20 protein-coding genes and 1 pseudogene are annotated in these 21,794 nt (G+C 61.0%); 13 read left to right on the plus strand and 8 right to left on the minus strand.

Annotation, left to right across the window (positions count from 1 at the left end):
• Window positions 1–21 precede the first annotated feature (21 nt).
• A pseudogene (locus CJ028_RS22010) lies at window positions 22–372 on the plus strand (TnsA-like heteromeric transposase endonuclease subunit); the annotation flags it as partial.
• Between the two features lie 745 nt (window positions 373–1,117).
• Here the strand turns inward: CJ028_RS22010 and CJ028_RS22115 are convergent.
• Complete coding sequence (locus CJ028_RS22115) at window positions 1,118–1,489, minus strand: DNA-processing protein DprA (protein WP_105036789.1); 372 nt, start codon at window positions 1,487–1,489, stop codon at window positions 1,118–1,120.
• 462 nt (window positions 1,490–1,951) lie between these two features.
• On the opposite strand from CJ028_RS22115, the gene CJ028_RS19385 reads away from it, so the two are divergent.
• The 4 genes from CJ028_RS19385 (at window position 1,952) to CJ028_RS19395 (ending at window position 4,815) form a co-directional block, all read left to right on the plus strand.
• Window positions 1,952–2,755 (plus strand): hypothetical protein, encoded by an 804-nt coding sequence (locus tag CJ028_RS19385; RefSeq protein WP_105036790.1) that lies wholly within the window; start codon window positions 1,952–1,954, stop codon window positions 2,753–2,755.
• Between the two features lie 130 nt (window positions 2,756–2,885).
• Window positions 2,886–3,098, plus strand: a complete 213-nt coding sequence (locus CJ028_RS19390; protein WP_129590548.1) for a P-loop NTPase family protein — start codon at window positions 2,886–2,888, stop codon at window positions 3,096–3,098.
• 251 nt (window positions 3,099–3,349) lie between these two features.
• The gene (locus CJ028_RS20745) at window positions 3,350–3,559 is read left to right on the plus strand and encodes a hypothetical protein (RefSeq protein ID WP_129590549.1); all 210 of its coding nucleotides are present in this window, start codon (window positions 3,350–3,352) and stop codon (window positions 3,557–3,559) included.
• A 650-nt stretch (window positions 3,560–4,209) separates the two neighbouring features.
• Window positions 4,210–4,815, plus strand: a complete 606-nt coding sequence (locus CJ028_RS19395) for a GNAT family N-acetyltransferase (protein ID WP_105036792.1) — start codon at window positions 4,210–4,212, stop codon at window positions 4,813–4,815.
• Window positions 4,816–5,506: 691 nt separating this feature from the next.
• Here the strand turns inward: CJ028_RS19395 and CJ028_RS19405 are convergent.
• The 3 genes from CJ028_RS19405 to CJ028_RS19415 form a co-directional block, all read right to left on the minus strand.
• Window positions 5,507–5,896, minus strand: coding sequence for a GntR family transcriptional regulator (locus tag CJ028_RS19405; protein WP_105036794.1), 390 nt, complete (start codon window positions 5,894–5,896; stop codon window positions 5,507–5,509).
• Window positions 5,893–6,810, minus strand: coding sequence for a hypothetical protein (locus CJ028_RS19410; protein WP_105036795.1), 918 nt, complete (start codon window positions 6,808–6,810; stop codon window positions 5,893–5,895). The genes CJ028_RS19405 and CJ028_RS19410 overlap by 4 nt, the downstream gene beginning before the upstream one ends.
• A gap of 427 nt (window positions 6,811–7,237) precedes the next feature.
• On the minus strand, window positions 7,238–7,762 hold the full coding sequence (locus CJ028_RS19415; RefSeq protein ID WP_105036963.1) for a GNAT family N-acetyltransferase: 525 nt from the start codon (window positions 7,760–7,762) through the stop codon (window positions 7,238–7,240).
• A 142-nt stretch (window positions 7,763–7,904) separates the two neighbouring features.
• On the opposite strand from CJ028_RS19415, the gene CJ028_RS19420 reads away from it, so the two are divergent.
• The 6 genes from CJ028_RS19420 (at window position 7,905) to CJ028_RS19450 (ending at window position 16,514) form a co-directional block, all read left to right on the plus strand.
• Window positions 7,905–8,432, plus strand: a complete 528-nt coding sequence (locus tag CJ028_RS19420) for a PadR family transcriptional regulator (protein ID WP_105036796.1) — start codon at window positions 7,905–7,907, stop codon at window positions 8,430–8,432.
• Window positions 8,429–9,142, plus strand: coding sequence for an ATP-binding cassette domain-containing protein (locus CJ028_RS19425; RefSeq protein ID WP_105036797.1), 714 nt, complete (start codon window positions 8,429–8,431; stop codon window positions 9,140–9,142). Before CJ028_RS19420 ends, CJ028_RS19425 begins: the two co-directional genes overlap by 4 nt.
• On the plus strand, window positions 9,139–11,313 hold the full coding sequence (locus CJ028_RS19430; protein ID WP_105036798.1) for an ABC transporter permease: 2,175 nt from the start codon (window positions 9,139–9,141) through the stop codon (window positions 11,311–11,313). The genes CJ028_RS19425 and CJ028_RS19430 overlap by 4 nt, the downstream gene beginning before the upstream one ends.
• 883 nt (window positions 11,314–12,196) lie before the next feature.
• Window positions 12,197–12,826, plus strand: a complete 630-nt coding sequence (locus tag CJ028_RS19440; RefSeq protein ID WP_105036800.1) for a PadR family transcriptional regulator — start codon at window positions 12,197–12,199, stop codon at window positions 12,824–12,826.
• A gap of 35 nt (window positions 12,827–12,861) precedes the next feature.
• Window positions 12,862–13,587 carry an ABC transporter ATP-binding protein gene (locus tag CJ028_RS19445; protein ID WP_105036964.1) on the plus strand — a complete coding sequence of 242 codons (726 nt, stop codon included), beginning with the start codon at window positions 12,862–12,864 and terminating at the stop codon, window positions 13,585–13,587.
• A 65-nt stretch (window positions 13,588–13,652) separates the two neighbouring features.
• Window positions 13,653–16,514 (plus strand): FtsX-like permease family protein, encoded by a 2,862-nt coding sequence (locus CJ028_RS19450; RefSeq protein ID WP_105036801.1) that lies wholly within the window; start codon window positions 13,653–13,655, stop codon window positions 16,512–16,514.
• A 124-nt stretch (window positions 16,515–16,638) separates the two neighbouring features.
• Here the strand turns inward: CJ028_RS19450 and CJ028_RS19455 are convergent, their stop codons facing one another.
• On the minus strand, window positions 16,639–17,556 hold the full coding sequence (locus CJ028_RS19455; RefSeq protein ID WP_105036802.1) for a LysR family transcriptional regulator: 918 nt from the start codon (window positions 17,554–17,556) through the stop codon (window positions 16,639–16,641).
• A 72-nt stretch (window positions 17,557–17,628) separates the two neighbouring features.
• On the opposite strand from CJ028_RS19455, the gene CJ028_RS19460 reads away from it, so the two are divergent.
• Window positions 17,629–18,570, plus strand: a complete 942-nt coding sequence (locus CJ028_RS19460) for a DMT family transporter (protein ID WP_105036803.1) — start codon at window positions 17,629–17,631, stop codon at window positions 18,568–18,570.
• A 426-nt stretch (window positions 18,571–18,996) separates the two neighbouring features.
• On the opposite strand, the gene CJ028_RS19465 is transcribed toward CJ028_RS19460, so the two are convergent.
• The 3 genes from CJ028_RS19465 to CJ028_RS19475 all read right to left on the minus strand — a co-directional run bounded on the left by CJ028_RS19465 (window position 18,997) and on the right by CJ028_RS19475 (window position 20,795).
• Entirely contained in the window at window positions 18,997–19,545 is a 549-nt protein-coding gene (locus CJ028_RS19465; protein WP_105036804.1) for a hypothetical protein, read from the minus strand.
• Window positions 19,546–19,843: 298 nt separating this feature from the next.
• Window positions 19,844–20,203, minus strand: coding sequence for a DoxX family protein (locus CJ028_RS19470; protein WP_105036805.1), 360 nt, complete (start codon window positions 20,201–20,203; stop codon window positions 19,844–19,846).
• Window position 20,204: 1 nt separating this feature from the next.
• Window positions 20,205–20,795 (minus strand): TetR/AcrR family transcriptional regulator, encoded by a 591-nt coding sequence (locus CJ028_RS19475; protein WP_161499031.1) that lies wholly within the window; start codon window positions 20,793–20,795, stop codon window positions 20,205–20,207.
• Between the two features lie 275 nt (window positions 20,796–21,070).
• On the opposite strand from CJ028_RS19475, the gene CJ028_RS19480 reads away from it, so the two are divergent.
• Complete coding sequence (locus CJ028_RS19480) at window positions 21,071–21,283, plus strand: hypothetical protein (protein WP_105036807.1); 213 nt, start codon at window positions 21,071–21,073, stop codon at window positions 21,281–21,283.
• Window positions 21,284–21,794 lie beyond the last annotated feature (511 nt).

Below are 21,794 nucleotides of genomic sequence, written 5' to 3' on the forward strand. Positions count from 1 at the left end.
CCTTCAGGGAACAGTATTCCTCTGCTCCGGCCCAGGGAAGCCTCCACGACAGGTGGATGGTCCCGTTCGAAAACGCCGACCCGCCCGACGACGACCTATAAGGGGCAACGGAATTTCGGCGGGTTGTGGTGGTGCGCGACAAACGAACGTCACGTTGGTTTTGAATCCTGGTGCGAACGCGACCAACTGATGTGCTTGGACTTCGATCCTCGGGTCACCGGCATCTCCTCCCAACCGTTTCGGATGCAAATGCCGGCGTCACTCCCCCAAAGTTCGCATGTCCCGGATTTCTTCGTCCGCCACGCGGACGGGAGCGCCATCGTTGTCGACGTGCGGCCAGAATCCCGAGTGTTCGAGGCCGACCAACTCGTTTTCGCGTACGTCCCGCCGGCACAACCGACGGCTTCGGGCGTAACATCGCACCATGGTCATAAGGCAGGTTGCGTTCGTCAACGGTCGAGCTCTGGCTTCCGCCCTCTGGGTTATGTCCGCATTGGGTCACAAGACGAGTTCTCTTGGAACGCTTCAACTGGCTCCGAACCAGCCGATCAGAAGCGCGTCCGACAGGGCTTTGTTGGAGGCGTGTTCCTGGGCTGCCGAGTACGGCATGGCGTTTCCAGGAGATGTTGAACGCATTCGTGCAACCGCTCCCGGTGTCGCAGAGCGACACTTCTTGGCTGAGGTGCTTGCACAGCTCGAGCCACGTCTCGACGGTTGGTTGAAGGAAGTTTGGCCGGAAAATGTAGCGGTCGAACCTGCCGCGAACGAGCATCTGCATTGGATGCTTCGACACGGAGTTCGCGGTCGCGCCTCCTCCGAAACATACCTCATCCTGCCGACAGTTGAACCCATCGGCCGCAGAGTCGAGGACTCCGCCTGGGTGGTCTCGCGGTCACTACTGAATGATCGAGACGCGTTCCGCCGCTGGTTGAGAGGTCGCGCGAAGTTGCCGATTGCGTCCTTAGACACTTTATTCGTCGACGCCGGTGCGTAAGTAAACAGCTGACTGGCGAACGGAAGACAGCATTACGGGCTCATCGCATTCGAGAGTCGTCGCCGAAGGGGCCCTGCGGTCGCGGTGTGCTCATGAATGCTGCCTCCGTTCGGCGGTGATCGGTTAGAACCGGAGGTCCGGGCCGGTCCGGCTGAACCGTCTCGTGGGACAGTACGCGAACGTGCGGTCGCCGGAGAAGCCAACCGTGGAGTCCAAGAGGTCCGTCACATCTTGCGCGTCGATGACCAGGCTCGAGATGCCCTCTTGGATCAGAAGATGGCATCCGGCGCTTGCAGCGCTCGTTACCGGGCCGGGAACGGCGCCGACGGGCCGGCCCAGGGAGTGGGCTTGCCCGGCGACGTTGAGCGAGCCGGAGCGATGCCCGGCTTCGACGACGACGGTTGCGCCGAACCGGGCGACCAGTGTTCCGGTGACGATGTCGCCGGGCTCGGAGAGTGCCGCGAGCGTCATCCTCGCGTCGCGCTCGTCGTCCATGGTCTCGGTCAGGGCAGTGCCTCCTCGATCTGAATACGAGCTACACCCAGGGGCCCGAGCCTCGGCGCATTCGTCTCCCTCATGGTGGTTCCCACTACGGACAAACCTCGCACCAGGCCCGTGGGAACAGCGTTGCGTTCCGCTGCGTCCGGCGTATTTTCGAACGCGTTACCGAGCAAAGACGACCTGGCCGAGATCTTCAACCTCGCCCAGCGGGCCCCGAAGAAAAGTTAGGTCATACATGTGGCTTTTGCCGCGAAATGGCGGTGTTCTTTCATTTCAGAATGGCGGTTCTGCTGCGCCTTAAAGGAAAGTGTGCCAGCCTGTGATCGCATGAGCGGCCACATACCGCAAAGGTATCGGTTACTTCGGGCCCAGAATCGTGACGATGTCGCATAACCGAAGTAGGCCTTCACCTTTTTGTGGACGCGAACCGGTTTGTGCGTACGAACGGAGGGAACCGTGCAACTCATAACCGGTGCGGCCGAGGCCGACTGGATTGATATTGCGCTTGAGTTTTCTGCTCGCGTCATAGGCACCGTCCCAGGCGGCTACGAAGCCTACCTGCGAATTTTTCACCCTGGTGTGGCGATAACGGTCATTTCCATGGAAGGAACAGGCTTCACCGCAGTGAGCTGGGGCGCCGTTGCTCAAGCTACCGGCGCCACCGTGCACCCCGCTATGCAGTGGACCTCGATCATCGGTAACACCGAAGGCGTCATGCAGCTACCTGACGGGCGTATCGTGCGTCCTCCCGAAGACCGGCTACTCAGCGTCAGTGAATTTGCAGCAGTTACACGGCCCCTGTCAGCAAGCACCACCAGTGGGAGCATCACGGCCGCTTATTGGGCTGGATGGGAGCCACTAGCCACTGGAAGCACGGCGCTCGGGCCGGAAACCGCAACGCTCATCCGCGACGGCCATACCGCGGTCATACAAGGCGAAAGATACCTGCTTGCTCGCTTCCCGAGATCCGAACTCGTGACGGCTGCGCAAGTGGGCGTGATCGAGTGGGGAAAAGGTGCTTCTCTGACTCCGAACATGTTATGGCCTGACGACCGCGCATGGTTCATGGCCAACCATCATGACTTCAACTTCACAGTTATCGGAGGCACGACCGAACTCGCCAAGACAATTCAAGAAAATCGCGAACTTGAAGCAATGCTAATTGCTCCTGATGCCGATCTGAGTCTGCACGGTGATCATGTGAACCCATCACCGTTGCCTCCGCATGCAGGCACCATTGGTAATCACTCCGACGTTTAAAGACAAACTCAACGGCCATGGTGCGAGGAACCCCCATATGAAACACTGTTTGGCTGCCGGGCAGCATGTGATCCTGGACGGAATCTTCAATGCAGGCCGGTACTAGCCTATGCTCGCACGCGTTCGATCCATGACTAACGATGCCCGCTTCTACGCTTTCGACCTCAGTCTTGAGGACACGATCAAACGCCACCGATCTCGTTCCAAGACCGTCGATTTCACAGTCAAGGACATGGCCGCCTGGTACCACGGATGGCAACCGCTCAGTTTTGTTCGGGAGCGCCGAATTGGAAGGTCCGAAACGGTCAGTGCCATCGTCACCCGAGTCCTCGAAGACCGGTAGTAGACGATTCCACCATCCGTCCGGCAGACGGCCGATAGCCGGACGTCGAAAGCCACAGGTGTGGGGCCAAACTACCTGGCGCCCGAGTTCGCCGACGTTGTGTCGCAGGGGAACCCTTTACGGGACGAGCGGAGCGGGAGCGTGGGTTCAACCAGGAACGAGCAGCCGCCGGCGCTGCGGTATCGAGGACAGGTTAGAGAGACTGACGTTCTACCTCGCGCACCGATCGCAGAGCTGGCTAGCCTGTGGCCATGACCAGAAGACTGAACCCCGCCGCAGCAGCAAGGGTGTTCCTGACGATCGGCATCGTCGGCATTTTCCTTGTAGTTGCCGACGTGCTGCTCATTTTTTTCGACCCGAGCCGACTCGCCCCGTACTTTACTGCGGTCTGCGGTATCTGCCTCATCGTTGCGGGATTCGTCGGCCACCGGGCAGTTCGGAACACGGGCTCGGCAGGATAGGACGGCCTCTGGTTTCCTAGCAGGTCTGGCCGGAGGACGTCCGACTGCTTCCGCCCACGACAGACTCACCGTGGCCAAATGGGGAACGTCCCACGGGATCGCGTGCTACTGGCCAATTCGGGTGGATTTGTTGTGAATCGCGATGACTACCAACGGGGGCACGTACACCGAACAGATCAAGAGAATGGCGCCCGCTCCCCAGACGATGAGTAAGAAGGCTGCTCCAATTCCGACGAGGAGCGTCGCCGCTATTTGCACAAGGACGCTGGCCCGCGGGCGTCGGTATCGTGGGTCGGTTTTCCACAGCGGGATTTGTCGCCCACCTGCGGCTCGCGCCTCGAGAATCCCCGAACGCGTCGATAAAGCAAGACCCGCACCGACAAAAAGAACGCCAATAACGAAAGTCACCGTAACGTCCAATCGAAGCCCAGTCGGTAGTGCTTGCGTTCCCCAGACTGTACTCCGACGAACTGCCCAGGGACCGCCTCGCAAATGGACGCTGCAATCGGGCCATAGTCGTTGACCGGGACATAAGAACGGTCAATCGAGGCTCGTGTTCTGTTTCGGTAGAGGAACCCTCTGCGGGTTCAGTATTGATGCGCACGCCAACCGGAACGCAATAGGTTTTCCCGGTGCCATAGTGTCGGACCATGGATCTCTTGGAATCGCCCACGCTCTCAGGACTGCTCGTCACTCTTGAGCCTCTTTCATTCGATCACCTAGCCGAGCTGTGTGAAGCTGCGAACGAGGGCGAACTCTGGCGAACGTGGTACACATCCATACCGAGCCCGGAAGGGATGGCTGCGGAGGTTGAACGCCGACTCAGCCTGCACGAGCGGGGAAAGATGCTCCCTTGGGCCACTCGGCTTGCGTCAACGGGGCGAATCGTTGGCATGACGACCTTTATGAATCCGAGCGCTGATGCCCCGCGATTGGAAATCGGCTCTACTTGGCTGGCTGGAAGCGCTCAAGGTACGGGTGCGAACCGAGAGGCCAAGCTTCTCCAACTGACTTACGCCTTCGACGATTTGAAGTGCATTGCCGTAGAGTTTCGCACTCACTGGCACAACCGCCAATCACGAAAGGCAATAGCCGCTTTAGGCGCCAAGGAAGATGGAGTACTGCGCAGTCACTCGGTTGGACCGGACGGTGCTCTCCGCGACACAGTCGTGTTCTCGATTACTGCTAGTGAATGGCCAGCCGTGCGCGTGGGACTTCGGCATTCTTTGGCCACGAGGAAGTTGTCCCTCCAGTAATTGCGTCACATCGCCAGCTCAGCCGCTCGATTTCGCAAGGACCTCACTCCGAATGACGAACCCTCTGCGGGACGACCGCGGCATGATTCATCAGGGCAGAGTGTTCCACGTCTGTCGAGTGGCGAGCCGGGCGGTCAAGAAGAGTGTGACGCCTAGGAGTCCAAGGATGCCGGCACAGGTAATTCCCCAGTCCCACACGCTCGCTTGGGTGTGCACTAGAAGGAGTTCGTGTTTGCTCGTGTAATAGGAGCATTGGACGGCGATGGGGAAAAACGAAAAGACACCGTCTGCGGTCCAGCTGGCCGCGGGCAGAGCCAAATTACCAAGGTGAGGATTCTGATAACACGATTCGCCGATGCCCGCGTGAGAAATAGACGCGAACTGAAGCTCGGCCAGGGTTATGAGGGTGACAGAAGGAATGCCAAGTATCCAAGACCGCGCAGATACAGCAAGGGCTACAGGGAAAGCGGGTCTGTGCAGTTGCATATCGTGTGCTCCCTTATGAACAGGGTATTCGCTGACAGACACGAAGGAATGCACTTGTGACCGGGCGCGAGAAACCGATGCCCGACAGAGTCGGGCAAACCCTAGAAACGGCGACCGCCACATCCGAACGGTCAAATGACAACTCTGGCTTCATTCCGCGTAGGGAACGATCAACGAGTCATGAGCTCTTTCCCGGGTGGCTCGCTCAGCGCGCCCTGAACGCGTCCGATGTTGGGGGTTGAATTGACTGCTCGGGCCAGATTGCACGGAGGATACGGATGGTGTCGTCCAGCCCGATGCCGGCCTGGGTGCTGGTTGCCGCGAGTTGCCGGGCGACGTCCAACACTGGCCGCGGTATTGTCGTGGCGCTCCGGCTCACACGGGTGCCTCCACCGGTACGGGCCGTGAGGTAGCCCTCAGTTTCGAGCGCCTTGTATGCCTTTGCTACGGTGCCGGGGGCGACGCCGAGGTCCTTCGCGAGCTGACGGACCGAGGGAAGGCGCTCGTCGGCTGCGAGTCGACCCGACGCGATGAGCCCGCGGATTTGATCGCGGATCTGCTCCGTGGGCGGGGCAGATCCTGACAGGGTGATCATCGGGTTGTGACCGTGGCCGGTGCCCACCGCCGCGCCGGAATCGCTGAGAGGACGACAGCGACGCACAGCGCTAACCCGATCACCGCGGCAACAGCGGATGCGCCAGCGAACACTGGCTGTAGCCCAGCAAACGTGGTCCAGAACGTCACACTTCCCTTCGAGGTCGGGAACGAGGATGTAATCGATACGGTGCTGGCGAGTGAGCTGAGTATGAACCCGAGGTGCATGAGTAGGGCACTGGTTCCGATCGCAAGAACGTTTCCCGTGCGGAAAGTTCGAATGTGAACGTCGTGCTCGCGGTTGGCGGCCGGTGTGGGTCGAGCGATGAGCATCAGGACCACGATGGTGACAATGATCAGGACGCCGATCAGAATCAGCGACGGAATGGAGTTGTACCACCCGTAGATACTCGAGCCCATTTCACGTCCGCCCCCAAGGTCCACAAGGTACATCGTGTATTGGCCAGTGCTGGGGTCCGGCTGGGAGGCGGCACCGGCCGTCACGGTAACGCTGAAGATGAGCGCCAGAAGCAGGGCAGGGGCGACGAACCACCAGCCTCGCGCAAAAGTCAGCGGCGTCCGTGGTGTGAGATCCGCAACGCCCCGCCCGCTTCGACCGTAAACCGGGAAAGCGAGAAGAACCATCCCGACGATCCCGAGCAGAAGTGGGCTCGTGAATCGGTAGTTGTGATACCAGACAAAGTATTCAGGTGGCAGATGTAGCGGAAACAGCCCGGTACCGAGCAGCAGCAAGGCAACGGCGCCGCCGCCAAGAAGCAAGCCCGCCGCCACAGTGAACGCTCCCACACCGCCGCCGGCGAGCTGCCTCTTACGCCCCCAAATCAGCCACCACACCAGGGCGAGAAGGATGCCCGCGAACACCGGACCCAGTACCACGAAGTAAAACCAAGTCATCTCGACACCCCTCACCTCTGTATTACCTGAACAATACACTTCTGTATCATCTGATTGCCACAAGTTGCAGGTGAGGCCGGGCTCAATGCGAATGCGCCATGTCATTCACACAGCGTGGGCCACGCGTACATCGCTCGCCGTCCTCCGGAGGGCGGGCCCCGACGCAAGCGCCCACGCAATGCTGACGCATCTAGTCATCGCCTGAACCAGGCAAGAACACATTCTCAACGCGGATGCGTCGCGGCACTCCGCTTACGACGCGCCTGAACTGACGTGCTTCCGAGGTAGCTTGCTGCTGGACCTCTTCGAGGCGGCACCTTCAAGGAGGGTTCGGTGGAGTTCTCGACTTGCTGGGATCGGCCCAAACCTGCCCGCAGGGAACGTCTTGCGGTACTGGGTTTGGAACGGCGTGGGCGAAGTTGCCCGTTTAATGGGAATCGGTGAGCAGCTGATACATGAGATGGTCCTGCCACCGGCCCGCAATTTTCAGGTATTTGGGTGCAGTTCCGTAGCGCACGAAGCCCACGCGTTCGAGGACTCGTTGGGAGCGCGCGTTGGGGATCAGCGTCTCGGCCTGGATTCTGTGCAGACTCAATTCTTTGAATGCCAGTGCGGTCATCGCTCGAACTGCGTTGGTGGCATAGCCACGTCCGTTGCTCTCTTGAGCGACCCAGTAGCCCATGTTGCAGGACTGAAAGGCTCCGTAGGTGATCCCACTGAACGTGATTCGACCTACAACCTGCGAATCCTCGTCGAGAATCACGTGTGGCACGGCCTCGCCTCGGCCGTGCCGAGCGAGCGCGTTTTCAACTTCCGCCTGCTGACCTGCCACCGTGAAGTAGGGGTCCGCGCGGATTGGGTCCCATGGAGCTAAGAAAAGCCGACTGGATAGCTGAAGGTCGGCGAGGCGCTCCACATCGTTGACGGATATGAGTCGAGTAGTAGCAGGCATTAGAGAATGCTGCCACACGCGACTCAAATCACCCGCGCCCGCAAAGGGGAACCCCATACGGGACGGTCACGTTTCGGGGTGACTACGACCACGACGGTGCGTCTATACACCTCAAGTATACGTGTGGTGTATAGTCGTGTTTATGGACAACACGCAGACTCTTTTGGGCCTGCTCGGTACCGGACCGAGCTACGGCTATGACTTGAAGCACGGTTACGACCGGTTCTTCGGTGCGGAGAAACCGCTGGCCTTCGGGCAGGTCTACGCGACTCTCGCGCGTCTTCTACGTGACGGCCTGATCGATCTGCTCGGTGAGCAACCGGGAGGGGGACCCGACCGGAAGCGATATGAGATCACCGAGCTTGGACGGGCGCGGGTTGCTACGTGGATGTTCACCCCTGACGCTCCCGAGCCGTTACTGCAGAGAAACCTGTTCGCCAAAACAGTCATCGCGTTGTTGCTGGGTGATGACGCGGGACGCCTGTTGGACGGGCAGCGCGCAGAGCACATGAAACGACTTCGGGAACTGACAGCGGCAAAACGCGGTGCCGATCTCATCAAGGTTCTGGTGTGCGACCATGCCATGTTCCACATCGAGGCTGACTTGCGATGGATCGACCTCACAAGCGCTCGCCTGACCGAGTTGCGGGCGCAGGTGGCCGGCGCATGAGAATGCAGCTGCACGAACCTGCCGGACCGCTGTTATCGGGCCGGGACCTTCGAGTCGCGTTCGGCGGCACCGAAGCGCTGCGGGGCGTAAATATCGATATTCATGCCGGTGAGATCGTTGCGGTAATGGGGCCATCGGGATCCGGAAAGTCGACACTGCTGCACGTCCTGGCTGGGGTGTTGAAGCCTGATACCGGCTCCGTCACCTACAACAAGGTCGAAATCACAGCGCTCAATGAAGCCGCACGTTCTGCGTTACGGCTGAGCGACTTCGGATTCGTGTTTCAGTTCGGTCAGCTGCTTCCGGATTTGACCGCGATCGATAACGTCACCATCCCCCTTATGCTCTCGGGGGTGAAACGGCGTGACGCGCTGCGGCAGGCTGCGACCTGGCTGGACCGTCTGGGCTTGAACGGACACGGCGACAAGCTCCCCGGCGAGCTCTCCGGCGGCCAGGCACAGAGAGTCGCGATCGCCCGTGCCCTGGTCACGGCACCCCAAGTGGTTTTCGCCGATGAGCCGACGGGGTCCTTGGACTCGCTGGCTGCGGAGAACGTGATGGTCACCCTGACCGAGCTGGCGCGGGCGACTGGGACCACCGTAGTGATCATCACCCACGACCCCCGAACCGCGTCGTATGCGGATCGGGAGGTCATTGTCCGGGATGGCCGCATCACGGCCGGACAGAGCGCGGAAGCGCTCCGGCTATGAGCTTCCAACTCACCAGACTGCTGACCGTGAACAACGGGGACGCGAAAAAGCGCCTCCTGGGGATCTCGGCCGGAGTCGCTGTCGGAGTCACACTCCTGCTGCTGATTTGGGGCGCGTACAACGGAATACACCAGCGAGAACTCCGCTCCGCGTGGACACAACTCGGCGGCCCCTCTGCAGTGCAGCTGACCGACCAAACGAGCCCGTCGGCGTCAGGTCAGGTCCTTGCCACCATGTCGGGAGATTATTACCAGGGTCAGTCCATCACGCTCGTCACAGTCGCCGCAGAACCTGGCTCAACTGTTCGCATTCCTGGAATGGACCACTTCCCCGAGCCCGGACAATACTTTGCCTCGCCGGCGCTCATCGACCTCATCACTGCGGTTCCCTCCAACGAGCTGGGCGACCGGTACGGCACTCCCGAGGGCGAGATCCCGGAGACCGCATTGGCGAGCCCGGACTCCCTCGTTGTCATCGTCGGGCAAACCCCCGAACGCCTCGCTACGGAGACCAACGTCACCGTTGTGACTGCATTCACCGGAGCGCTGTTCGGTGGAAACTGGGCTTACTTGACCCTCGCGATCATCGGCGCAATCGCGATCCTCATCCCCGTGCTGCTCCTGGTGAGCATTGTGACCGCGCTCGGGGCAACGCAACGACGAGAACGGTTCGCCACTCTTCGCCTCATTGGCGCAGCTCCCGCCGCCGTGGCGCGCATCGCGGCGACCGAGACTGCGGTGACCAGTCTCTTCGGCGCTATAGCCGGGGTGATACTCGCGATTCTGCTAGCGCCCCTGGCCGCGCTGGTCCCGATCGACGGCCTAACCTTCTTCGTTACCGACATTCTTGTCGACCCGATCAGTGCCACCGTCATCATTGCCATCACGATCGCCGGGAGCACCCTCGTGGCGTGGCACCGGGCACGACGAGCAGGCTTCGGCCCCCTCGGTGCTTCACGCCAAGAGCATGAGCGGACACCGCGACTCGTGTCGGTCCTACCGCTTATCGTCGGGCTCAGCGCGTTGATTGCTTCAGCACTCGCACCCCGCGTCGCCTTCATCATCCCGAACTCTCAACTCGTCATCATCGCCGGATTCGTGCTCACCACGATCGGGTTACTGATCGCCGGCCCCTACCTCACCTTCCTGACCAGCCGGATAGCCACGCGCCACGCGCGCACCGCAGCGGGTGTGATCGCGTTCAATCGCATCCGGCTCCTACCCCGCACCACTTTCCGATCCGTCAGCGGCCTCGTTCTCGCCCTCTTCCTCGTCTCGGTCTTCGCGACCGCGGTGACAGCTGTAGAAGAAGCGACCGCTCTCGCCGACGATGACGCACATCTGTCCATGTCAACGCTCATCAATCGTCCGCTCACCGACCCCACCGACAAACAGATCTCGGCACTCGCGGCCGCCCCCGGCGTGGAACACGTCGGGCTCGCTTCCTTCACGTTGCAACAGTATGACGGGCCGTATCTCAGTCGGTCCGACGCCCTGCACCTCGGCATACTTACCGCCGCAGAAGCTGCGACCATCACCACCGACTACGTCGGCATAACGCCCGGCTTCGAGAACAACGAACCTCTGAACGTCACGGCAGCGCCCGACATCTTGCAATCAGAACTAGCCAATCCGATCCTTCTAATCGCCACAGACGGCACCGCGGCAGGTCTAGAGCGAGCCCGCACGGCAGCCGTCAACAGCGAAATAGCGTCCTACAACGTGCCGAGCACACGCGCAGAGCTGCAAACCAACTACACGGCGACCCTGGCGAACAGCTTCGCCGGCCTCGCCAATATCGGAATCGTCATCATCACGCTCATCTCCGTGATCTCCCTCGCCGTAGCCACGATCGCGGGTATCCTCGCCCGCCGCCGTGTGTTCGGTCTACTTCGACTGATGGGAATGCCGAGCAGGACCCTTCGTCGCGTCATCGCCAGCGAAACCGCGCTCCCTCTGGCGACCGTGTTTGCTGCATGCATCGGCTTTGGTGTCGTCGTCGCCTGGGCACTCGTAACCGGGCTCTCCCCAGGGGTGCGCACCATCGATTGGCCCGGTCCCTCCTACTACATCGTCATCGCGTTCAGCCTGATCCTCGCCACGCTCTCCGTCCTCACAACATTCGCCAGCGCCACAAAGAACACAGACATCACAAGCACCCGATACGAATAGTTGGCCCCGCTACGAATATCGCGCAGCTCGATCAAACGCGCGGTAATCAGCGGTTCGAAGTCACCGCATCTGCGCCAAGATTCGACACTCCTAGCCAGGACGTGGCCGCGCTCCGCAAGGGGAACCCCCGACGGGACGGTCTGGGTCTAATTCTTCAGAGAGATTCGTGCCAGGACCGTCGAGTTGCGAGTCGAGCCGTCAGAAAGAGAGCAAAGCCCAGGACTCCGAGGATCGCGGCGAATGTGATTCCCCAGTCCCACACGCTGCTCTGGGTATGTACTAGGAGGAGTTCATGATCGCTCGTGAAATAGGAGCATTGGACCCCAATGGGGAAGAACGAAAATGCGCCGTCAGTAGTCCAGCCTGGTGGGGGCAGAGCCAGATTACCTAGCTCGGGGATCTGATAGCAAGATTCTCCGAGACCCGCATGGGACATGATCGCGAACTGAAGCCCAGCCACGGCGATGAGGGCCAGCGACGGAATGCCGAGGATCCAGGACCGCGCAGTCACGGCGAGGAGCACGGGAAAGGCCGGTCTTTGCAGTTGCATTTCGTGTACCCCCTCCTTGACAAAGTACGTGCTGCCAGACACGGGGGTAAGCGTTTGAAGAAATCACTAGCCTGACAGAGTCAGTGCCCGTAGCCGAACCCTCAACGGGAAGGCCCACCGCTAGCGACTGGCGCGTGCGGTGCGGAAACGAGGATCTCCCGTACATCGATCGTGGCTAATGCATTGCCACCGTCGAGAACACGGTCTAGAACGTGTCTCTTCCCGCGTGTCGTGGCCGATTTGGTGCATTCTCGGTATATCAATACTATGTAACTAGATACGTGGTTTGCATTACTCTTCCGCGACCGCAACACGCAACTTCAGGGAGCACCTATGTCCGTTCGTCAAAGCCTTCTCGCAATCCTCAATCAGGGACCGTGCTACGGCTACCAGCTGCGAACGGAGTTCGACCGCCGGACCGGGTCGATCTGGCCGCTGAATGTTGGCCAGATCTACAACACTCTCGACCGACTCGAGCGCGATGGCCTCGTCGCTAAGGGCGACACCGACGATCACGGCCACGTTTATTACCAGATCACGGATGCCGGTCACACCGAAGTCACGAGCTGGCTCAGCTCTCCCGTGGTGCGCTCAGCTGCCGCGCGTGACGAGCTCGCGATCAAGCTGGCCATCGCGGTCACCCTGCCCGGTGTAGACATCTCCGAAGTGATCCAGGTGCAGCGCCGTGGGAGCCTGCGCACACTGCAGGATCTGACGAAGACCAAGAACGCGAGCGGCGAGCCGGAGTCCGCCGGAGACCTCGCCTGGCAGCTCGTCGTCGACTCGCTCATCTTCGCCGCAGAAGCCGAGGTGCGCTGGCTGGACCATTCGGAGGCCAGGCTGGCACGGGCATCCGCCGCCGGTCTGATGGCGCCGATGCAGCTCAAGCTGGAACCGCCGAAACGCGGCCGACCGGTCAGGGCGGCTGCGGATAACGACGCACAGGTCGCTGGTTCGCGATGAGCACGCACCTCGCCGCTGGTTCGACGCGCCCCACAATGCCCGATGAACTTCTGCGCCTCGACGGGGTCGCCATGCACTACGGCAAGGGCGAGACCTCCGTCATGGCCCTTTCCGGCATTGACCTCACGGTATCCCGCGGCGAGCTCGTCGCAATCATGGGTGCGTCTGGTTCGGGCAAATCGACCCTGCTGACAATCGCCGGTGGGCTGACCCAGCCGACTAGCGGTGAAGTCGTCATCGAGGGCCAATGGCTCTCCGACCTGCCCTCCGCGCAAATTGCCGTCCTGCGTCGCCGAACGCTTGGCTTCGTGTTCCAGGACTTCAATCTGATCCCGACGCTCACCGCCCTGGAAAACGTCACCCTGCCGCTCGAACTGGACGGATGGCCTCGCCGGAAGACGCGCACGGCCGGCCTCGACGCACTCGCGGCGGTCGGGCTGAAGGACCGCGCGCAGCGTTTCCCCGATGACCTGTCCGGTGGCCAGCAGCAGCGGGTCGCGATCGCCCGCGCCATCGTCGGCACCAGACGCCTGATCCTCGCCGACGAACCCACCGGCGCCCTCGACTCCGCTACCGGGGAGGGCGTCCTGCGGATGCTGCGCGACCGGGTGGATGCCGGTGCCGGCGGCATTCTGGTCACCCACGACGCACGCCACGCGGCCTGGGCCGATCGCATTGTGTTCCTCCGAGATGGCCGGATCGTGGACGAGCACGTACGCGATCATCCCGAATCACTACTCGCCGGACGGCGCACAACATGAAACGTTCTGGAACCCGCCGCGCTCCCGCGCAAGCCGCCCCGGCAGGACCACACCGGGGCCCCAGCATGGCAAGCACTCCGCCCCGACTCCTCGCCGCCCTCCGCCGGGCAACGGTCGCCCTGCGAATCGCCCGCCGGTCGAGCGCCCGGTCTCCGGGTCGCAGCGCACTGATCGTCGCGCTGGTCGCGCTGCCGGTAGCCGGAATGGCCGCCATCGCCCTGATCATCCCGAGCACGGTGGCGACGACGGCAGAACATTTGGCCGTCACCCTCGGGCACACACAAGCTCAGATTCAGCTCTCTATGCCGGGCAGGAGCATCCAACAAGACCCGTTCTCGATGATGTCCAGGGGCTCAATCGGCGAAGAGACCGAGCCGGTCGAACTGCGCGCACTGTTCCCAGCCGACACCCGGATGATCCCCGTTTTCCCCACGTCAGTGACGGCGAAAACCCGCTCCGGTGTAGCAGTACTGAATGCCGTGGAGGGCGAAACCTGGGACCCGTCGATGGCGGGCCACTATGACGTGACGGCTGGCCAGACTCCTCAAAACACGAACGAGGTGCTGGTGTCCGCAGCGATGCTAGACCGGTTGGGTCTTAGCCTCGGCGATGAGGCCGAGCTGCTTGCACCGGTGAAGAAGACGGTCACTGTGGTTGGCGAACTCGATGATCGCACCCAGCCCTCCAGCGGTCAGACTCTGTTCGGATTTCCCGGAACCTTCGGCGGAGACACAGGCGCCGAGAACAATCCGGGAGCGTACACCTACCTTCCAGACACGATTGTTGACTGGGCACAAGTTCAAAAGCTGAACGAGCACGGCATTGTCGCGCTCTCGCGTGATGTCTTCGAAAATCCGCCTCCGGCTGCCGCGCCTCCCGCCGTGAGCGACGTTAACGCCCTCGGCACCTGGATCGTGGTCGCCGGGTTGATCATGGGATTCGGTCTCCTCGAAGTGATGCTCCTCGCGGGTGCCGCATTCGCAGTAGGTGCCAGGGCCCAGGAGCGTTCGCTTGCGACGGTCGCCAGCGTCGGCGCGAACCGTTCGACCATCTTCTCGATCATCGCGGCAAATGGCGTTGTCCTCGGCGCGCTCGGCGGCATCGCGGGGGCAGGAGTCGGCATTGGAGCTGGCTCGGTGTTCATGCTGCTCACCGACGACGGCAGCGCGACCATGTACTTCGGCTACCACCTCTGGTGGCCCGCCATGATCGGCATCGCCATCTTCGCCATCTTAATCGGATGGGCCGGCGCCGTCGTTCCCGCAATCCGCGCTTCGAAACTCGACGTGATCGCTGCTTTGCGCGGTGCCAGACGTCGCTCCAACCCGAGCAAACGACGACCGATCATTGGCATCATCGCCGTGCTGGTCGGGATTTCCATAACGCTCTTTGGCGGCATTCTGAACATCGTTCTGGCCGATCAGGGCTTCCTCGACTCCACGGGCGTACTTTACGGGGCGCTGTTCGCAATGTTGCTCTCGGGGCCGATCCTGGCTCAGCTCGGTCTACTCCTATGCAGCGGACTCGTACTCCGACTCCTCGCGCGACTGCTCTCGAAAAAAGGAGTCGCTGCCCGACTGGCATCCCGAGATGCCGCACGCAATACCGGCCGAAGCATTCCTGCCTTGGCCGTGATCATGACCACGGTATTCGCCGCCGTCTTCGCCATGACGATGATGACGAGTAACGAAACGACCAACCGCGACAACTATCAGTATTCGACCATGCCAGGACAGGTGCGGCTGACGCTCAACTATCGGGATCAGGAGACACGCACAGATACGACTTTTGCCAAGCCGGACGCGTTCGTCGCTGCGGCACGGGCCTCCGTGGACGTCGACACGGTGCGCACGCTCATGAGCGTCGCGGATCCTCGACGCCCGGTGTCGCTGGACACTCGACTGTCCGACACAGAGGCGGCTCAACTCGTGCCCGCTCTCGCTCTCCCTCCGGCCAACCGGTGCTCCGCCATATCCGCGTGGGATGGTCCGCTAACGAACCAGGCTGCGCGAAAGGCCTTGAAGGAGATGGAAGCCGACTGGCGGTGTCAGCACTCGTTCGTCACGAGCGGCATCGTTGCTTTTGGTGGCCAAGACCACATCATGGTCGGCGATGAGACCGATCTGGCGCTCGTCCTGGGTTCGGAACCAACCCAAGCGGCCAAGGATGCGCTGGCGAATGGCGAAGCAGTCTCGCTCTATCCGGAGTATCTGGCCGACGGCAAGGTGACGATGGCATGGTGGACGGCCGCATCGTGGCAGGAGTCCTATAGAGAGGACCATTTCGGCGAGGGAATGGGTGACGGCGCAAAAAGCGTGAGCATCAACGCGGTGGTCAACGAGGCCGCCCTTCCGATCAACTTCGGCATATTCATCTCCGAGCAGACCGCTCAGAAGCTCGGGCTCGACTATGCCGATTCGATAGTTCTCGCCTCCACCACCTCACTGCCGACAGATAGCCAAACGGATGCGCTCAACGCGGCGATTGGCACGCTGATCCAACAACCCGGTCAATACTGGGCCGAAGTGGAGCGCGGGCCGACGACCGCATCAGACGCCCTGTCCTGGGGGCTCCTGGGCTTGAGCGCACTGATTGCCGTCGGCGCGGCTGCCGTGGCGATCGGGCTCGCACGCTTCGACGGGCGTCGTGACCAGGCGACGCTGGCGGCAGTTGGTAGCAGTCCGCGCGTGCAGCGCGGATTCGGATTCTGGCAAGCCGTGATGATTGCCGGAACCGGAGCTGTCCTGGGCGCTGCCATCGGGCTAATCCTACCGATCGCGCTGACGCTTCCGGGGTCCGGAACCTCCTTCGCGGCGCCGTGGCTGCTCATCATCACCATTGCCATCCTCTTGCCGTTTGCCATCGCCTGCGTAAGCTGGCTCTTCCCCGGTCGAAAAGCTCAGGTGTACCGAGCCGTAATCGAGTAATCGGTGCCCGTCGGGCCGCCCCGCGAACCGCCAGAACTACTTCACACGCCAACAGCATTGCGGTCTTGCGATGTGCCCGAAGTCGAACCCTCTGCGGGACGCCTGAGGTTGAAGACGTATCCGGCTACACGGTAGGCGGTCGCCGGGTGAGGCTCATGGCGATCGTCCTGATCTGCGATAGGACTGCCTTCACGTTGTTTCGCTCGAGTGTTTCGGGTCGAGCGAGGCAGTCGATGTGCCGGCCCAGCCCGGGATGGGCGAGCGGACGCAGGACGAGGTCCGGGTGGTCGTGGATGTCGGTTGTGTACCGCGGCATCAGGGCGATGCAGCCGCTTGCTTCGACAACAGCGGCAGCAACGAGGAACTCGTTGATCCGGTGCAGGATGCGTGCTTCGCTGCCGCCGATGCCCGCAATCACGGTGATAGCTTGCTCGAGCGGGAAGCCTTCCTGCACTGCCACCCATGCCTCGTCGTGGAGATCCGCGGGTTCGATCGCAACTTTCGCTGCTAGTCGGTGATCGCGCCGGACGGCAATGTCCAGAGGCTCGAACAGGAGAGGTTCCACACGCACGGACCCTGGCCATGACGGGCTGCCGACCAGCCGGTGCGCGAGGACGAGATCATGTTCGGCCGTGAGAGGGGGGAAATTTTCCTGAGCCACGTCGAAATCGCTCAGCCGGACGTCAGGCTGATCGGAGCTGTTCAAGGCGGTGATCAGTGGACCGAAGACCGCCCGGCCCGCACTGTGGAAGGCCGCCACTGAAACGGTGCCCAACGGGTCGCCCTGAAAGCGTGCTACTGCCTGTCCGGCGCGTTCGAGCGCCACTTCCACATCGATCGCTGCCAACGCTAGGGCGCGCCCCGCATCGGTGAGTGCCGTCCGCCGTCCGTACTTGAACGTCAACGGGACGGCTGAGTGACGTTGCAAGGCGCTGATCTGTTGCGAGACCGACGACGGCGTGACGTATAGCGCCGCAGCGACGGCGGCAATACTGCCCCGGTCACCCAACTCTCTCAATGCGCGAAGCTGACCTAGTTCCATAAGTTCAAACTAAACCATTCGTCACGAAACTCCTTTCTTGTCTTACGCGAGGTCAAACTGGACGATTGAGGAATGACTGTTCTACTCAGCCGATTCCGTGTCGACCTGCTCCTACTCCTGGTCGCCGCATCGTGGGGATCGACATACCTCGTAGCCAAAGAACTGGTCACGCCAAATTCCGTGGTGGCACTCCTCGCGCTACGCATGATGCTCGCCGCTGCCATCATGGCGGCAATCGTGGCCGCAAGGCGGAACCGTGTGACCGCAGCAGAGCTGCGGGTGGGGGTGATCCTCGGGATTGTGTTGGCTGCTGTGTTTGCCTTCGAAACTTTCGGGATAGTCCATACGTCAGCCACGAATGCCGGACTCATAATCAGCCTGACGATCGTCTTCACCCCAATTCTTGATTCCGCGGCATCCGGTCGACGGCTGCCCGGCAGGTTTTTCTTCGCCGCCATGATTGCCATCACCGGAGTCGCACTTCTCGCCAGCAACGGCGCATTCCAACCGCCGAGCCTTGGCGACCTACTCATCCTCGTTGCGGCAATCGTTCGCGCCCTCCACGTCACCACGATGTTCAAACTCACGATCAACAAACCGATGGACTCGCTTCACCTCACCACGGTGCAACTGGCCACCTGCGCGACGCTCTTCTCGGCGACGTCACTGTTCTACGGGGAAGCGATCCCGCACTTCCTTGCCCAGCTCGACGCCAGACGTACAGTCCTCTTCCTCTACCTCGTTCTCGCCTGCACAGTCTTCGCCTTCCTAGTACAAACCTGGGCGGTCCGGCGCACATCGCCATCCAGAGTCAGCCTCCTCCTCGGAACCGAGCCAATCTGGGCCACAATCGTCGGGATCACGATCGCTCACGACAGCGTGGCACCCGCCGGATATTTCGGTATCGCCCTTATCCTCGCCGGAACAACGTGGGGCCGCTCCATCGAGCAAAGGCACCGCCTCAACGTCAACCCACCCGACCGCCAAGAGTCACGAGTGTCGACTACAAAATGAAGAGGACGAGCAGCGGGAACTGTCTGAAACGCTAGTCCGCGATCGGCACATCCGAGTCATCCAGCGCGCGTTCCAGTCCCAGTCAGGGAACCCTGAACGGGCAGCAACCCCTGAGAATCTGATCTCGGCCGAGGGACCTGGATTGGGCAACCCGGCCCCTTCACCGAAGGCGCCCTGGAGCCCGAGAATCGGAGGCAATCCGGAGAGGTCGCGCTCCTGCAGCGCAGCCGTAGCTGCTCGTCCAGACCACGTCGACTGATCGAAGGCTCGGACTCGCGCAATGTAAATTCCTCAGACAGCCAAAACCGTCCGCACGAGTTCGAAGAGTCGCTCGACCGGGACCTCGCGCCGACATTGGAAAGCGTTCAACGTTTCGCCATAAAATGACGCCACACGCGGCTGGCGCTCATGGCGTCCCACCTGAGTTCAGGCCAATGCGGCCAACTCTTCCCGCACCCATGAAGACAACGTGTCAACTGCCACCTCGCGCCCAGACAGAACAATGCCGAGCGCTTCTTTATATACGACATCACGCACGGGAAGAGGTCGCCCTCTCCCCACCTCCAGCATCGTCAACCCATTCCTGAAATCACGCTTGTGGCCCTTATAAATCACCCAGTGCGCATCGGGGATAGCGGTAGTCAACACTTCACCGAGATATGCCTGCACCTCATTGATCAGTTCAAGCTGACTTGACGTGAATGGACCGCTTCCCGGAACACCGCTCTCGGCTGTGGGTCTTGCCGGGTCCCACCAAGACGGCAGATCAGCCGTTCCCATCTCTTTCGGTTCCTTGATGTGCATCAGGAACCATTCGTTCACGGCGTCCAGGCTTTCGACGCTGCCGTCAAGTTGCGGATCGCCCGGCCCGCTCAACCGATTCCGAAGATGCGCCTCCGCCGGTTTCAACTCCCGGACATATGCCTCATGTAATTCCTCGCGCTTTTCGCGGCTGGCGCTCATGGTGTCCCACATGATCTCAGGCTACCCAAAGGGTGAAAAGGATGACGAAGCGCTCAAGCCGCTCGAGCAGAGCGACGTCATGAGGCCGGAGCCCGGCCAATCGGGGTCGAGAAAATCCGGTCTTCACGGGGCGTCCGTCTCCACGTGATGTTGCCCAGCAAGTTCATTCTTTAAAGAACGTTCAACGCATCCGGCACAACTATCGATGCACACTGACCTCTGAACATCCCCACGTTCGGGGAAATCGTCAGGGAGACCGGCTGCAACAGTCTGCACGGACGGCCCGCAAGACGAACCCTCTGCGGGCGTGTCATAAGAGAAACCCGAAGAGCAGGGTCGCGATGGCGAATGCCATGAAGCCCAGGCAATTGATCCATAGCTCTGTGCCGAGGAAGCGCGCGCGGATGTGGGCTACGACTGCGGACGAGAAATAGACGATGACGCCAACCGTGGCTGCTAGGCCGATTCCTGGAATGGCGAGCCCGACGAGCAGCCCGGTGACGGCGAGGGATTTGATGACGATGAGCGTCCACCACCACTGGCGCGGAAACCCCACTCCGTTCAAGCAGTCGCGGATGAACTTTGGCGGCTTGATTGACATGCCGACGTCGACTGCTAGGGCTGCAGCAAGGGCAACTTCCAGCCACCAGGGCTCGGGGAGCGGATCCATTTCAGGCAACCTTTCCGTTGACGAGGTAGCGCACCGTTTTCTCGAGCTCAGTCAGGGTGCTGTCCGGTTTTGAATTACCCTGGCCCGCCCAGATGAAGACTTCACCGAGATATGCGCGGTGCATGATGCGGGCTGTCGCGGAGGCATTTGTCGCAGGGTGGCCAGCGCGAGTGAGTACGTCCGACACCTGTTTTATGAGTACGCCGGTCAACTCGGCAAAGATCACCGACGGGTGTTTCCCGCCAACAAGAATGGCAGTGTAAGCGCGCGCCAAATCTGGCTGTGCTGCGAAGAATCGTACAAACGAACCGAGTATGTCGATGATCTCTGCAGCAGGGTCCTGCGCGATCGGCGCGTCATAAGGCGAGGGCTGGATGCTGGCGATCTTCCGATCGAAGATCTCCACGAGCAGGCCATTCTTGTCGGCAACAGCCATCACAGTGCCAACGCTGACCGCAGCGCTTGCGGCGATCTGTCGAATGGTTGTGGACGCAAAACCGTGCCGCACAAATAAGTCCTCAGCAGCGCTCAGAACTTTCATGCGTGACGTGTCGCGTGCTTGAGCCCTTGAGTGAACGTGTTCGGTGAACATGTTCAGATTATAGCTCCCCTTTTCAAGGCGATATGGCGATCGTGTCGTCGGCGAGGTGACGGAATTGGTTCGGTGCCGCCCGTAAGCCGGAAGTCCACCGGCACACCTGGGCATACGATCGCTGGCTCTGAGTCCGTTCCCGAAAGGGGAACCCCTTGCGGGACGGCGGGTCAAGGTTATTTACGATGGAGTCAGAAAGTCCACGGATTGCAACCAATGAGCGCCGCATGTCAATTCACGGTTGACAAATGCGCCAGTCAATCTAAGATTGACACATGGTTCACGACAATTCGGCCCTAAAATCTCGGGCAGCATTCACCGCTACATTTATCGCGCTTGCTTCCGTTGGCATCGCCCTTTCCACGCTTCTCGTTGCTTCCATTGTGATCAAGAGCATATTGATCGTCGTCGCCGTGTTGCTGCTCGGCGCAGCGGGGGCTTCCCTTGCAGTAGTGATCGCACCCGCCAAGCCACCCCGCGACCAGTGAACGAAGAACCCGAGCAGACCGACGACGGCCTGCGTCGCGCCCTGTCAGACGCAATTGCGTCAGTCGATTCAACTCTGGCGGGGCGCCTTGAACACGAGCCCGACTCCTATCTTGACCTCATCGATCTGACATCCCGGAGCGCTGAGGAAATAGCTCAGCTTTTGCAGTTTGCAGTCGCATCCGCTCGTCAGGCGAGCGTGAGCTGGGAGCGCATCGGGCAGCAACTTGGCATGAGTCGGCAAGCAGCTCAGCAGAGATTCGGGCGGGTTCTCGACAGTACCGACACTCATTCTTCTGACCAGAAACGTCGACTTTATCCCTTGACGGCGTTTGACGAGATGGACGCGCTAGCCGAAGCTGGACGCACTGGGTGGCATTCAATTAGCTACGGAATGTACTTCCACGACGTCATCCAATCTAATGAGCAATGGGAACACCTCCGAGTCGCGGCATTCGGATCCAGCCGACACCGATTAGAGGGTGAAGGATGGCATCGAATAGGAACAATGTG

This window comes from Cryobacterium aureum (assembly GCF_002954245.1).
Classification (GTDB): domain Bacteria; phylum Actinomycetota; class Actinomycetes; order Actinomycetales; family Microbacteriaceae; genus Cryobacterium; species Cryobacterium aureum.